The following is a 14377-nucleotide window of genomic DNA, read 5'->3' on the forward strand; positions in this document are numbered from 1 at the left end:
TTATTCGCCCTCCTCCCAGGTCAGCCTGTAGCCGCGCCCCCGCAGAGTCTGCGCCGAGAGCGTCGGTTTCTTTCCGTCGTCGAGCTTCCTGCGGAGCCTCGACATATGCACGTCGACCGTGCGCGTGTCGCAGCTTCCGAGCCCCCATATCTTGCGCAGCAGCTCGTCGCGCGATACGGTGTGCCCCATGCGGCGCGCGAGCACCTCGAGTATCGAATATTCCGTCGGGCTGAGGTCTATTATGCTGCCGCGCAGCCAGACCTCCTTCTCGGCGGTGTCGAGCTTGAAATCCCTGTCCTCGATGACCTTCTTCGTGTCTGCCGGCCCCTGCGAACGGCGCAGAAGCACGCGCACGCGCGCGAGCAGCTCGTCGAGCGGGAAGGGCTTTCTCATATAGTCGTCGGCCCCGAGGTCCAGCCCCTGCACGACGTCCTCGGCGGAGCTGCGCGCCGTCAGCATCAGTATCGGGATGTGGCGCGTCTCTTCGTCGGACTTCACGCGGCGGCAAATCTCCCAGCCGTCCATGAGCGGGAGCATGAGGTCGAGTATCACCAGGTCCGGCATCTCCTCGTAGACCAGCGAGAGCGCGTTGTCGCCGTCGTATGCGCAGACCGTCTTGTAGCCCTGCTGGCGCAGCGCGCGGCAGACGAACTGCGCGAGGCTCTCTTCGTCGTCGACGACGAGTATCTTCTGTGCCATCGCGCTACAGCTGCCTCCTGCGGCGGTAGTCGGAGGCCTTCACCTGGCGGCCCGTGTACATGTAGGCTATCCTCTCCGCAACGTTCGTCGCGTGGTCGCCCGCGCGCTCGAGGATGCGCGAGACGCTCATGAGGCTCAGCGACTGCTCTATGCGCTCCGGCTTCTCCATGATGAGCAGCAGAAGCTCGCGGATTATCTGCTTGTCGAGGTCGTCCATGTCGTCGTCGTAGGGGAACACCTTGAGCGCCGCCGCGCCGTCATGCTTGTCGAGCGCCTCCATCGCGGTCGAGAGCATCGTCTTGAGTATCTCGACCATGCGCGGGATGTCTATCAGCGGCTTGAGCTGCGGCTTCTTCGAGAGGTCGAGCGCCGCCTTCGCGATGTTCTCGCCGTAGTCGCCTATGCGTTCGAGGTCGACCGCTATGTGCATGAGGCTGACGACGACGCGCAGGTCCTCGCCGAGCGGCTGGTAGCGCGCCGCGAACTCCATGCAGCCCGCGTCGACCTTCTCCTCGAGCTCGTCTATCAGGTCGCCGTCGTCGATGACCTTCTGCGCGAGCTCCGCGTCGCTGTTCTTGAGCGCCCAGACGGCCTGCTCGACGGACTCTGCCGCCATGCCGCCCATGCGGTAAATCATATTCTTCAGGGCCGAGAGGTCCTCCTCCAGCCTTTTTCTCGTGTTTATCGTAGCCATTTTTTTACGCCCCGCTCCAATCTTCCATAAAACTCCAAGGTTTAGCCGAATCTGCCCGAGATGTAGTCCTCCGTGCGCTTGTCGTGCGGGGAGGTGAACATCTTCGCGGTTACGTCATATTCTATCAAATCGCCGAGCAGAAAGAAGGCCGTGTAGTCGGATATACGCGCCGCCTGCTGCATGTTGTGCGTGACTATGACGACCGTGTAGTCCTTTTTCAGCTCGTTGACGAGCTCCTCTATCCTCAGCGTGGACATCGGGTCGAGCGCGGAGGTCGGCTCGTCCATGAGCAGGATGTCCGGCTGCGTCGCCGTCGCGCGCGCGATGCAGAGACGCTGCTGCTGTCCGCCCGAGAGGCCCGTGCCGGGGGTCTTGAGCTTGTCCTTGACCTCGTCCCAGAGCGCCGCGCCTTCGAGGCTCTTCTCGACTATCTCGTCGAGCTTGTCCTTGTCCTTTATGCCGTTGAGGCGCGGGCCGTAGGCTATGTTGTCGTATATCGACATCGGGAAGGGGTTCGGCTTCTGGAAGACCATCCCGACCTTGCGCCGCAGGCCGATGACGTCGGTGCTCGGAGCGAGGATGTTCTCGCCATCGATGTTGATCGTCCCCTCGACGCGCGCCGACGATATGAAGTCGTTCATCCTGTTGAGGCACCTCAGATAGCTGCTCTTGCCGCAGCCGGAGGGGCCGATGAACGCCGTGACCTTGTTCTCGCCCATGTCGAAGGTTATGTCCTTCAGCACCTGGCGTTCGCCGTAATAGAGGTTGACGTGCTCCGTCTTTATCTTCGTGACGAAGGCCGCCTTTTCCTCTTCCTGCCGCGCGCCGCGGTCCCTGACCTCGACGCGGATGTTCTCTTTGCCTTCCATTTATCTGCCGTTCCTTTCCGCAAGCCGCGCGCGCGCTATTACGCCCGCCGCGCTAGTTCCCATGACCAGCCCTATGAGCACCAGTATCGCGCCGTACTCTATCGGCTCCGCCGCGGCCGGGTCGGTCGCGGAGGTCGCGAGCACGTATATGTGGTACGGAAGAGCCATGACCTGGCTGAAAAGGCTCTTCGCTATATTCGGGGCGAAGTACGCCGCGCCCGTGAACATTATCGGCGCCGTCTCGCCGGCCACTCGGCCTATCGCGAGAATCGCGCCCGTTATTATCGTAGAAGCCGCCGAGGGCAGGACGACCTTGAAAATCGTCTGCGCCTTCGTCGCGCCGAGAGCGTATGAGGCGTCGCGGTAATCCTGCGGCACCGCGAGGAACGCCTGCTCAGCAACCGTCACAACGAGAGGCAGCGAGAGGCAGGCGAGCGTCAGCCCCGCAGAGAGCAGGCACGAGCCGAACTGAAGGAAGACGACGAAGAGCGAAAGCCCGAACAGCCCGAAGATTACCGACGGGACGCCCGCGAGCGAGCGAATCGAAATCCTCATGAGCCTGACGAACCACGTATCCTTCGCGTACTCGGCGAAGTAGAGCCCCGTTATCACGCCGACCGGCAGAGCGACGCCCATCGAGACAAGGACGAGCTGCATCGTGCCGATGAGCGGCGTCAGTATGCCGCCCGCCATCATTCCGTCGCGCGGCGGCTGCGTCAGAAATTCTATAGAGAGCGTGCCCGCGCCCTTCTTTATCAGATAGAGCGCGACCGCGCCGATGACCGCGACCAGCGCGAGCGCCACAAGGCAGAAAAGAGCCGTCGAAAGCCTGTCGAAAAGCCTGCGTCCGTAAGTGCGGTTCATCTCTTTTCACCTCTTTTTTCCACATAGAGAGAAGCTAAGTTGATTGCCAAAGTCATAATCAGAAGTATCAGGCCGGCGAAGAAGAGCGCGTGATAGTGCGTGCTTCCGACCGGCGTCTCGCCCATCTCCGCCGCAATCGTCGAGGTGAGCGGGCGTATCGGGTCGGTGAACATCGACGGAAGAACCGCCGCGCCGCCCGCCGCCATGAGGACGACCATCGTCTCGCCTAGAGCCCTCATCACGCCGAGCAGCGTCGCGGCGATGATTCCGGGAAGCGCGCTCGGGAATACGACCTTGAAGATCGTCTCGAGCCGCGTCGCGCCGAGCGCGTAGGAAGCGTCGCGCAGCTCGCCCGGCACCGCGGCGAGGGCCTCGTCCGAAAGCGAGGCGACCGAGGGGATTATCAGGAATCCCAGCAAAATCGAAGAGTTGAGAAGGTTCAGGCCGCTCGGGATGCCGAGGCCGACCTGCATCCACGGGGCTATTATCATCATTCCTATGAAGCCGAGGACTATCGACGGCAGGAAGCCGAGCATTTCAAAGAGTACCTTGAAGCACTGGCGCACCTTGCGCGGCGCAATCTCGGCGGAGAAAATCGCGAGCGCGATGGAGACCGGGATCGCCATCACGCTCGAAAGGAGGGTGGCCGCGAGCGTGCCCGCTATCAGGGCCACCATCCCAAGCGCCGGGGGTTCTTCCGTCGGGTACCAGTCCTTCGAGAAGAACATCTCCCCCAGCGACGTCGATTCAAGGACGGGCAGCCCGTTCGCGATCAGGAACCCGAGGATGAAGATCAGGATGACTATTCCCGTCACCGCCACGCAGAAGACTACGCGCGACATTATCCTGTCTCCGGTACCTCCGAAAGCCTGACCGGCTCTGGACGCCGTTTTGTTTCCGCTGGTGTTCATAAGGGCTGTCCGCCTTCTTCCTTTTATCTCAGACTACTTCACTTCGCGGAGCGAGACGTAACCGGTGCTGTTGACTATCTTCTGTCCCGCGTCGCTCTGCATGTACATGAGGAAGTTGAGGACTTCGCCCTGCGGCCAGCCGTTGGTGAACATGTAGAGGAAGCGCGAGAGCGGGTACTGTCCGTTGCGCGCGGTCGCGGCGCTCGCCGCCACGCCTTCGACCTTGACGCCCTTGACGGTGTCGTTGACGTAGCCCATGCCTTCATAGCCGATCGCGTTGGGGTTCTTGCTGACCGTCGCGAGCATAGCGCCGCTGGAAGCAGTCACCTGAGCCTTCGCCGTCACGCGGGTCTTCTCGCCGGAATCCATGATCATTTCCTGCCAGGTGCCGTAGGTACCGGAGCTGGTATCGCGTCCTACTACGACTATCGGAGCGTCGGCGCCGCCGACTTCCTTCCAGTTGGTGATCTTGCCGGAGAAGATGTCCTTCAGCTGAGCCTTCGTGAGGTCGGCTACCTTGTTGTCCTTGTGGACGATGGGAACGATGCAGTCAAGGGCGACCGCGAAGGGAACGGGATATACTTTCTTCGAGATGCAGTTCTGGATTTCGGAATCCTTGATGAAGCGCGAGGCGTTCGCTATCTGGGCGGCGCCGTCGGCGAGGGATTTGAAGCCGTTGCCGGTGCCGGTGCCGGAAACCGAGAACTGGACGCCCTGATGCTCTTTCATGTACTGCTCGACCGCCGCCTGGCCGAAGGGAAGGACCGTCGTCGAACCGTCCATGACGATCGGCGCCGCCATCGCAGCCGAAGCCGCGGCGAGAACCAGAGTTGCTACCATTGCCGTTAATACTTTCTTCATTGCTACTCCTCCTAAAATTTTGTGATTGAAAGTATAAGCCGGAGCAGTTAACAATGTGTGTAGGAAATGTAACGGTAATGTAAAGGCGAATAAAGCCGCTCACAGCGCGGACTTTTCGGATTTCCGCCGTAAGCGGCGCGCCCGTCGCGCGATAAATGAAGAGCCGCGCGTCTGCGTGAGACTCGCGGCTCTTCCGCTTTGTCGTATCGTTTTCGCTTAAAGCGCCAGCTCCGCTCTTTCCGGCGAGACCGGAAAATATCCGAAAAAATATACCGATGCCGCAAGCGCGGCGAAGTAGAGCGCGAAAATCGCTCCTCGCGACATGCGGCAATCCGTCAGCCGCGCGAGCGTCTCGCCGTACTTGATGAGTACGAAGACGTTCGCCGCGAAGACGATTATATAAACGAGGCTCGCGCGCATCGAGAGCATGAAGCAGGCGAGAAAATACTGCACGAGCAGAAAGCAGACGCTCTCTGCTGCGATTTCAAGCGATTTCGGAAATTTCCTCATGCCCGCGCCGCTCCCCGCGCTCGCAGCTGCTTAAGCTTTTCGCCGAGTTCGCGCGCCTTCCGCTTCCACTCTTCCTCGGTGCCGTCGTTCGTGAGCACGAAGTCGGCCCTTGCGATTTTTTCCTCGCTTGGCAGCAGCTTCGCCTCGCGGCGCGCGACCTCTTCCGCGTTCCAGTTCCGCTTCGCGTTGCGCGCGACGCGCTTCTCGAACGGCGCGGCGGCGTAGACGACATAGTCGAGCCACGAGTCGTGGCCGCCCTCGTAAAGCAGCGGAATTTCCACTATCACCCAGCCTTCGGCCTCGCGCGCCAGTTTTTTCAATTCTTCGCCCGTGCGGCGGTGTATCAGCGCGGAGGCGAATTTATATTCCTCCGCGTCGTCGAAGATCTTCGCCGCGATTTTCGCCCAGATCGTCTTGTGGTCGGGCTCGTCGAAGAAGCCCGCGCCCCAGCGCTTTTCCGCCTCGGCGCGCACCTCCGGCCTGTCCCACATCGAGCGCGCGACGGTGTCCGCGTCTATGACGCGCGCGCCCATTTCGCGCCAGACGGAGCAGAGCGTGCTCTTACCAGCGCCAACGTCGCCTGTCAGCCCTATGATCGACATGGTATCCCTCCCCTGCCTCGTCGCTGAAGTCTCTCACTTCCGCGGGAATCTCGTTGATGAAGCGCGACCGCGGATTTCTCTGTATTCCGCCGAAGAGCAGGCGGCTTGCCGAGCAGCTCATGTACAGCCGCTCTCTCGCGCGCGTCATGCCGACGTAGCAGAGGCGGCGCTCCTCGGACAAATCGCCCTCGCCCTCGACGGCGCGAGCGCTCGGAAAAATTCCCTCCTCGAGCCCTATGAGGAAGACGACGGGGAACTCGAGCCCCTTAGCCGCGTGCAGCGTCAGCATGTTCACTGCGTCGGGAAGCAGCTCCGCGGAGTCCTGGTCGGTCATCAGCGGAATCTCCGTCAGAGCCTCGACGATGCCGCTGCCCGGCGTGACTATGGAGAGAATTTCCATGACGTTGCCTACGCGCTCCTCCCAGTCGTCGTGATATTCGTCGCGCAGGTAATTTTCATAGCCGTTCGTATAGAGTATCGCGCGCAGCGCTTCGCCGGCGTCGTCCTTGTTTGCGAGTATTGAGAGCATATCGAAGGCCAGCGCCTTCGCGCCCGCGGCCTGCTTGCCTTTCAGCCCAGCGCCGCTCTTTTCCACTTCGCGCCATAATTCTTCGGCGTTTTCGTGGACTATCTTCGAGAGCGCTTCGCCGAGGCGCTCGACCGTCGTCTTGCCTATGCCGCGCGCGGGTATGTTCGCGGCACGCGCGAGCGAGACCATGTCGAGTGGGTTGACGGCGAGGCGCAGCATCGAGAGCGCGTCCTTGACCTCGGCGCGCTCGTAGAAGGCGACGCCGCGGATGATGTTATATGGAATCGAACGTTCGAGCAGCGCCTGCTCCATGCCGCGGCTCAGCACGTTCATACGGTAGAGTATTGCAATTTCTCCGTAATTGTAGCCCTCGTCGTGAAGAGCTTCGATGTTCTTCGCTATCCACTCGGCCTCGTCGGAGTCCTTGAGGAAGCGCTTCACCTGAATTTTCCGCCCTCGGTCGGAGGCTGTCCACAAATCCTTCGGATGGCGGCCGTCGTTGTTGCGTATGACGCCGTTCGCGCCGTCGAGGATGTTGCCGGTCGAGCGGTAGTTCTGGTCGAGCACGGTCACCTTCGATCCTTTGAAGTCGCGCTCGAAATTGAGAATCATCGCCATCTCCGCGCCGCGCCAGCCGTATATCGACTGGTCCGGGTCGCCGACGACCATTATTTTGCGCCCGCCCTCGACGAGGCAGCGCAGCAGAAGATACTGCGGCATGTTCACGTCCTGGTACTCGTCGACGAGCACCCAGTCGAGCCGCGCGCGCTCGCGTTCGAGCACATCTTTGTCGGTCGCGAGTATGTGGAGCGGCAGCACCATAAGGTCGTCGAAGTCGAGCGCCCCCTGCGCCTTGAGCGCGTTCTGGTACGTATCGTAGAGCGTGCGCCAGCGCTCGTGAACCTTCGGCTCGCGCGAAACGGGGTTCGCCTTGGTCTTAGCGTTCGAAATCATGTCGAGCGCATCGGCGACGCTCAGCTTTTTCTCGTCGATGTTCAGCTCGTTCATCGCGCGCTTCAATACGGACTTCGTATCGTTTCTGTCGAAGATGACGAACGGGTATGGATAGCCGAGCGCCTCCATCGCTTCGTGGTAGCGGTGCAGGAAGCGCAGACCGTAGGCGTGGAAGGTGGAGATTTCAAGGCCGCCAAGCTCGCCGTCGAACATCGCCTCGGCACGGCTCTTCATCTCGCGCGCCGCCTTGTTCGTAAATGTCAGAGCGAGAATGCGCCACGGGCGCACGCCCTGCTCACGCACGAGATAGGCTATCTTCGTCGTCAGCACCTTCGTCTTGCCGCTGCCCGCGCCCGCGAGCACCACCTGCGGCCCGCCGCAGTACTCCACCGCCTCGCGCTGTCTCGGGTTCAGATTATCTATAATGCCGCCCATTCAAACACGTCCTTACAAAAATATAGATTAAGTTACCGCGGCGGCGCGGATAGGTCAAGCCTTCGCGTCGCCGCGGCGCAAAGGTGGCGGACCAACGGCGCAAAAATCCCGCCGTTCCGTATGAAGCGCGGGGCGCGCGGAACGGCGGGATTTTTTTAGCGCTGTGCGGACGCGGCGCTAGCCGATTTTTATAAGCTGACCGTCAATATGCAACGGCTCCCCGCTTGACAGTTTAGAACCTACCACTTCAAGGCCGTCGATGTGTATGCCGGCGTTATCGATAGTCAGCTTGTGCGCACGGCCCGACGTCGTCTTTATTATAACGGTCCCCGCCTCCATAGTAGCTGCGTCCCCGTTCAGATCCAAGCTCGCCGCGTCGTTCGAGATGCAGGCGTGATTATCCTCGACCCCCACTATGCTTGTGTTGTTGTATCGGAGAATAGCGCCGGTATGATCCGACTTCATACCGGAAAATTCACTGTCCCTGACCGTATCGGCCTGCGTCGGATAGTTCCCCGTCACTACACCGAGCCTCACTTCTCCGTCAGACGGAGCGTAGCCAAGCCACTGTTTCTGCTTCAGGCTCATCGTAGCGCCCTTGGAGCCTCCGCGCGCTATAACGCGGTTGTCGGCGTAGTCCACCCTGTCTCGCTTTGAGATCGATACGGAATCCGTAGATCTGTCATAAATCAGCTCTGATATTGACGCTATACTTTTCGGCCGCTGCGCGTTTAGATTGACCTTCTGATCGGTGCATAGGAAATTATAATCTTTGTCAATAACGTCTTCCGCGATTCCATGAGCGGCGTCAAGTCCGACGCCCCAGTGAGCCGGTCCTTTAATGTCCGCGCTTTTGAGCGCCGCATGAACTCCGTCCGTACCGGCGAGCGCGGGCGTGTTGTTCAGCGGCGCGCCCGCCGCGGGCAGCGCTCCCGCGTGCAGCAGGATGCTTCCGTCCGCGTGCGCCGTGACGGTCGTTCCGGCGTTCAGGTTGACGTTTTCCTTCACTGCATTCAGCGAAATTCCGCCGAGCTTGCTTTCCTGTTTACAGGCGGCGATCATCGTAACTATGATCGACGTCAGTTCAGGCAGAAGCGCGGCCGCAGACGAAGTCGTGTAGCTGCGCTGCGCCGCCGCCTTGCTTACCTTGTTAAGATCCTTGTCGTAGCGTAGCTCGTTGCCGTCCTCGTCGTAGCCTGCGGGTTCACCTGCGAATGCGTTCGCCGTGTCTATTCCGGCGCTGTACAGACGAAGCAGCAGGCTCGACACCAGCCCGAGCATCTCAGGAATACCGGCTTTGGCCTGCACAAGCGAGGTCGCGGTACTGTCGTCCTTGACCGTCATCGCCATATTATAGGAACTTTGAGCCCCCATGCCCATATTTATGGTCTGGAGCAGAAGGTTGAGCACAAGCATGGCGTCCTTGACTCCGCCTGCGCTCCACGAGAGTATGTTCGACGTGTCGCCGGAGAATGCTTTGCTGAGCGTGCTGAGAGTGTCGGAGCACATGGTACCTACAGCAGAACAGGTCGAGGCCCATGTCGTTAGTGATTTCGGGTCGCTCGTCGAACACGTCACCGAGCGGAAGCCGCAAAGGTTGGTCTTCAACACTCCTGCAAGATCGGTGCTGCACGTCGAAGTAGCGGCGACAGCCGTATCTGTTGCGTTTACTGCAAGGTCTGACGACCCGGCGGACATCATGATGCCGCTGCCGGTAGGCATCATCATAGAAATTCCCTGTTTGTTATCCTCGTCGTTTATCGTTATCTGGTTGCCGCCCGCCGTGCGCAGCCCCGATATATTCTGGTTGCCGGAGCCGTAGATCGATCCCGTCTCGCCGCTTGCGAGGACTCCCGAGATGTAAGGGCGGTCCGGGTCGCCCTCCTCGAACGAGACGAGCGCCTCGACGCCCGGCTGCACCGGCAGCGCGAGACCGCTGTCAGGCCCCGCCTGCTGCTGCGACATACGTATCCAGCAGGAACCGTTTCCGCCTTTTCTGCCCGATATGTCGAAGGGGAATATAAGCTTGTAGCGTCCGTACTCGTCGGTCTCGGCGCGCGCGCCGCTGCCAGCTCCGTCGACGAAGGCGCGCATAACTCCAGTTATCTTCGCGCGCGGCGCTTTTCGTTCAGGGCGGTACGGAGTATCGGATTCTATGCAGCGGAATTCGTTGCGGTAGAAGAGGTGCTCGACCGCGCCGCGTATCGGTATGCCGAGCCCCATCGATATGAACGCTTCCTGCGCGCCCTCGTGAGTGACCTCTGTGACCATGTAGTCGCGGTTGAATTTTTCGTTATAGTGGCGGTCGAGCGTGAAGACCGCGCCCGGGCGCATGAGCGGCGAGGCGCTTACGCCGCTGTAAATTTTGCTGCGGCATTTCAACTCTTCGGCGCGGATTTCCGCTATTCTCTGCGCGTCGGCATGAGTCTCCGCAGGCTCGTGAGCGAGGTAAACGTCGCCGAAGCCGCGCGGCGAGACATCCGCCTCAGCGACAATCGGGACGTTCGGATTTTTCCAGCTATAGCTGCGCACGACGACGCGCGCCGGCAGCGGCGTCTGACAGAGCGAGAAGGAGGTCGCCACTTCGCCTGTTTTGTCGCCTTCGAGGCCGGTTGCAGGCGAGTAGTATATCGTCCCGGCCGGGCCGTCGTGCGACTGAGGCGAGTCGGAGAATATCACCTTGTCGCCGTCGGGCGCAAAGTAAAAGTACGCGCCCTGCTGCTCCATGCGCCATGCGATGTAGTCGTAGACGCTTTCTTCGTGCTGCATCGCAAATTCCTGCTTCGGGTATTCCGCGGTGAGGCGCATTTCAAAGCTGAGCGGGAAGCCGCGCTCTTCGGAGATGAGTTCGTCCACAGTCTCCGGCGCGGTTTTGTTGAGGAATATCGCGCTCTGCACAAGCTGCGTGAATTTCCAGAAGGCGGGGCGCAGAGTGACGGAGTAGTAGGCGTATTCTCCGAAGCTCCCGGTCTGGCGCGCCGCCGCTGGACGGCCCGCGAAGACCGCGTCGGGGAGATCTCCGCCGCGTTTTATAGTTAGCTTCGCGTCGGAGGCGAGCAGTTCCTCCAGGCCTAGCGACATATCTTTACTTACAAGTTCTATGTCGAAAGAGAACAAGCTCGACAGCGCCTCAGTCCCCCGGAAGCTGAGAACATGGAAGGCGTCCCTGTCCATCCCCTCGACTTCGAAGCGGAAGAGCTCCGTATATTTGCTTTCTGCCATGTATCCGTCAGTCCTTTCGCAGCAGTGAAAATATCTTTCCAGTTTTTTATATTTTTATTTGCTCGCGGCTTTACGCCAGCGCGAGACGGCGGAGCTGCGTAATTTAAAGCGCGCGGGCGCGGTTCTAGCCGATTTTTATAAACTGACCCTTAATCTGCAGCGGCTCCCCGCTCGAAAGCTTTGAGCCGTTTACTGTTAGTCCGCTAAGTACTATCCCTGACTCGTCGACGATTATTGCGTGCTGGGTACCGGTGGTATTGCTGATTTGGATGGTTTTCGAAGAAAGGCTGGCCTTATTCGTTTTCAGTTCAACAAGAGAGCCGTTCTGCATCCCTACGAGCACGGAATCACTATTAAGCTCGACTCCATTCACATCTTTAAACTGCAGCCTTGCGCAATATTTGTCTGCAATCATGCCCGACAGTTCGTCGTCTGTTACGGTATCGGCTTGCGCCGGATAGTTCCCGGTAACCGTCCCGATTTTTACCCTGCCGTCTGACTGCGTGTAGCCAAGCAACTGTTTCTCTTTCAGGCTCATCGTCGCGCCGTTCGCGCCTGCGCGCGCCGTGTGCGTGTTGCCAGCAAATTCGACCTTGTCCTTCACCGTGACAGAAACGGAGTTGTTGGCCCTTTCATAGAGAAGGTCCTCCGCTATCGAGGCGATGTAGTGTCTTTGCGTCTCCATCTGATCCATCGTTATGTGCTGCGCCGTATGCAAAAATTTGGAATCTTCTCGGAGAACGGGCCTGACTACGCCGTTATGAGAGGTTGAGGCGGCATCCGGGACGCCCCAGTGCGACGGGCCATTCGTGTCGTTGTTCATAAGCGTTTCATGGGCTTTCGACATATCGTCGAGCGACACGCCTGCCATTACGGCTCCTCCGGCAGCGTCTCCAGAGCCGGCGTGGAACAAGATTCCTTCGCCAGCGTGGGCCGTCACGTCGGTCGCCGCCGTCATGTTGACGTTCTGCTCTTTCGCGTTGAGCAGGACGCCGCCAAGCTTCTCGGCCTGCTTATTCGCCGCTATGGTCATGACTATGAGCGACGTTATCTCTGGAATGAGGCTGGCCGCCGACGATGTGCTGTAGCTGCGGACGGCCTGGGCCTTGCTGACCTTGTTGAAGTTTTTGTCGTAGTATATATTGTCTTCACCTACGGGGCTGAGTTCGCACGCGTCGGCGATGTCGAGGCCAACCTCGGCTGCTTTGAACGCCGCGAAGCCAAGCCACAGCGCGACGAGCTGCGCCGTCGTAACCTTGGCCTGCACGAGGGACTGCGAGGTTTTCCCGTCGGAGTTGAGCGATACGCCGTAACATGTCGCGCCCTTTCTCCCCGCGTCGATACACTGGAGAATAAGGCTGAGAACGACTGAGAAGTCCTTGACTCCGTCCGCGCCCCACAGCCTGGCGTTCTCTTCGCTGCCTGAGACACCCTTACTGTGCGCGGTAAGTACGTTAGAGATAAACGAACACGCGGAAGCCGCGACGCCCTCCCATGCGCTTATGGTCTTGGGGTCGAAAAGCGATGCCGTCGTGCTCGATCGGAAACCGCAGAGATTATTGCGGAATATTCCGGCGAGCGAGTTCATGCTGACTGAGGCTGTGTGGAGATCGCTGTCGGTGCGGCTCATCATGAGATCAGACGACCCGGCGGTCATTGTTATACCGTTGCCGTTCGCCGTTAGCAGAGACATCCCCTGCTGCTTGTCCTCGTCGTTTATCGTTATCTGGTTGCCGCCAGCCGTGCGCAGGCCTGAGATGTTCCTGTTGCCGGAGCCGTAGATCGAGCCGGTTTCGCCGTTCGCAAGGACTCCAGAGATATACGGGCGGTCCGGGTCGCCCTCCTCGAACGAGACGAGAGCTTCGACGCCGGGCTGCACGGGAAGCGAGAGGCCGCTGTCCGGCCCCGCCTGCTGCTGCGACATGCGTATCCAGCAGGATGCGTTGCCGCCGCGCCTGCCTGATATGTCGAATGGGAACACCAGCTTGTAACGTCCGTACTCGTCTGTCTCGGCGCGCGCGCCGCTTCCAGCGCCGTCGACGAAGGCGCGCATGACTCCCGTTATCTTCGCGCGCGGCGCTTTGCGCGGCGGGCGGTACGCAGTATCTGCTTCTATGCAGCGGAATTCGTTGCGATAGAAGAGGTGCTCCGCCGCGCCGCGTATCGGTATGCCGAGCCCCATCGATATAAACGCCTCCTGCGCGCCCTCGTGCGTTACCTCCGTAACCATGTAGTTACGGTTAAATTCCGCGTTGTAGTGACGGTCGAGCGTGAATAGAGCGCCGGGACGCATGAGCGGCGAGGCGCTGACGCCTTCGAAGACGCGGCTCGCACAGAGCAGCTCTTCGGCGCGTATCTTCGCTATGCGCTCCGCTTCCGCCTGCGTTTCAACCGCTTCGTGAGCGAGGTAGACGTCGCCGAAGCCGTCGGGCGAGACCTCGGCCTCCGCGACTATCGGGACGTTAGGATTCGTCCAGCTGTAGCCGCGCACGACGACGCGAGCGGGTACAGGCATCTGACAGAGCGAGAAGTCGGTCGCTACTTCGCCGTTTTTGTCGCCTTCGAGCCCCGTCGCGGGCGAGTAGTATATAGTTCCGGCAGGGCCGTCATGCGACTGGGGCGAATCGGAGAATATCACCGTGTCGCCGTCCGGCGCGAAGTAGAAGTACGCGCCTTCGCGCTCCATGCGCCACGTGATGTAATCGTAGAGGCTTTCCTCGTGCTGCATTGAAAATTCCTGCGCCGGGTAGGCGTTTTCGTCGAGGCGCATTTCGTATTTGACGGGGAAGAAACGCTCCGCCCCGAAGATTTCTTTCACCGTGTCGGGCGCGTTTTTGTCGAGGAATACGGCGCTCTGCACGAGCTGCGTGAATTTCCAGAAGGCGGGGCGCAGAGTGACGGAATAGTATGCGTATTCGCCGAAGCAGCCGGTCTGGCGCGCCGCAGCGGGACGTCCAGCGAAGACCGCGTCGGGAGCGCCTTCGCGTTTTATCGTGAGCTTCGCGTTCCCCGCTAGCAGCGCTCCGAGGTTCAGCGATTTATTTTTACTGACGAGATTTATTTCAAAGCGGAAGAGGCTGGACAGAGCCTCCGTACCTTTGAAGCCGAGCACATGGAACGTATCCTCCGGCATTCCGTCCGCCTCGAAGCGGAAAAGTTCGGTGTATTTGCTTTCTGCCATTTTTTATCTTTCCTTTCTGCCGGAAGATTCGGGAGCGGCGCTCCCG

11 protein-coding genes are annotated in these 14377 nt (G+C 60.0%); all 11 read right to left on the minus strand.

The window, feature by feature from the left end; translation table 11 throughout:
- Complete coding sequence (locus ABGT66_RS04120) at positions 1-699, minus strand: response regulator transcription factor (RefSeq protein WP_294193416.1); 699 nt, start codon at positions 697-699, stop codon at positions 1-3.
- 4 nt (positions 700-703) lie between these two features.
- Entirely contained in the window at positions 704-1393 is a 690-nt protein-coding gene (phoU, locus tag ABGT66_RS04125) for a phosphate signaling complex protein PhoU (RefSeq protein ID WP_346689047.1), read from the minus strand.
- Between the two features lie 41 nt (positions 1394-1434).
- Positions 1435-2262 (minus strand): phosphate ABC transporter ATP-binding protein PstB, encoded by an 828-nt coding sequence (pstB, locus tag ABGT66_RS04130; RefSeq protein WP_303150274.1) that lies wholly within the window; start codon positions 2260-2262, stop codon positions 1435-1437.
- Entirely contained in the window at positions 2263-3126 is an 864-nt protein-coding gene (gene pstA / locus ABGT66_RS04135; RefSeq protein WP_346689049.1) for a phosphate ABC transporter permease PstA, read from the minus strand.
- The gene (pstC, locus tag ABGT66_RS04140; RefSeq protein ID WP_346689051.1) at positions 3123-4037 is read right to left on the minus strand and encodes a phosphate ABC transporter permease subunit PstC; all 915 of its coding nucleotides are present in this window, start codon (positions 4035-4037) and stop codon (positions 3123-3125) included. Before pstC ends, pstA begins: the two co-directional genes overlap by 4 nt.
- Before the next feature lie 33 nt (positions 4038-4070).
- Entirely contained in the window at positions 4071-4898 is an 828-nt protein-coding gene (locus tag ABGT66_RS04145; RefSeq protein WP_346689053.1) for a phosphate ABC transporter substrate-binding protein, read from the minus strand.
- Between the two features lie 216 nt (positions 4899-5114).
- A complete protein-coding gene (locus tag ABGT66_RS04150; protein ID WP_346689054.1) occupies positions 5115-5408 on the minus strand; it encodes a hypothetical protein in 294 nt (97 codons plus the stop codon).
- Positions 5405-6010: a dephospho-CoA kinase gene (coaE, locus tag ABGT66_RS04155; protein WP_346689055.1), complete on the minus strand. Its 606-nt coding sequence runs from the start codon at positions 6008-6010 to the stop codon at positions 5405-5407. Before coaE ends, ABGT66_RS04150 begins: the two co-directional genes overlap by 4 nt.
- Positions 5970-7928, minus strand: a complete 1959-nt coding sequence (locus tag ABGT66_RS04160; RefSeq protein WP_346689056.1) for a UvrD-helicase domain-containing protein — start codon at positions 7926-7928, stop codon at positions 5970-5972. Before ABGT66_RS04160 ends, coaE begins: the two co-directional genes overlap by 41 nt.
- Before the next feature lie 177 nt (positions 7929-8105).
- Positions 8106-11150 (minus strand): type VI secretion system tip protein TssI/VgrG, encoded by a 3045-nt coding sequence (tssI, locus tag ABGT66_RS04165; protein WP_346689058.1) that lies wholly within the window; start codon positions 11148-11150, stop codon positions 8106-8108.
- A gap of 124 nt (positions 11151-11274) precedes the next feature.
- Positions 11275-14331: a type VI secretion system tip protein TssI/VgrG gene (tssI, locus tag ABGT66_RS04170; RefSeq protein ID WP_346689060.1), complete on the minus strand. Its 3057-nt coding sequence runs from the start codon at positions 14329-14331 to the stop codon at positions 11275-11277.
- Between the last annotated feature and the right edge of the window lie 46 nt (positions 14332-14377).

This window comes from uncultured Cloacibacillus sp. (assembly GCF_963926575.1).
Classification (GTDB): domain Bacteria; phylum Synergistota; class Synergistia; order Synergistales; family Synergistaceae; genus Caccocola; species Caccocola faecigallinarum.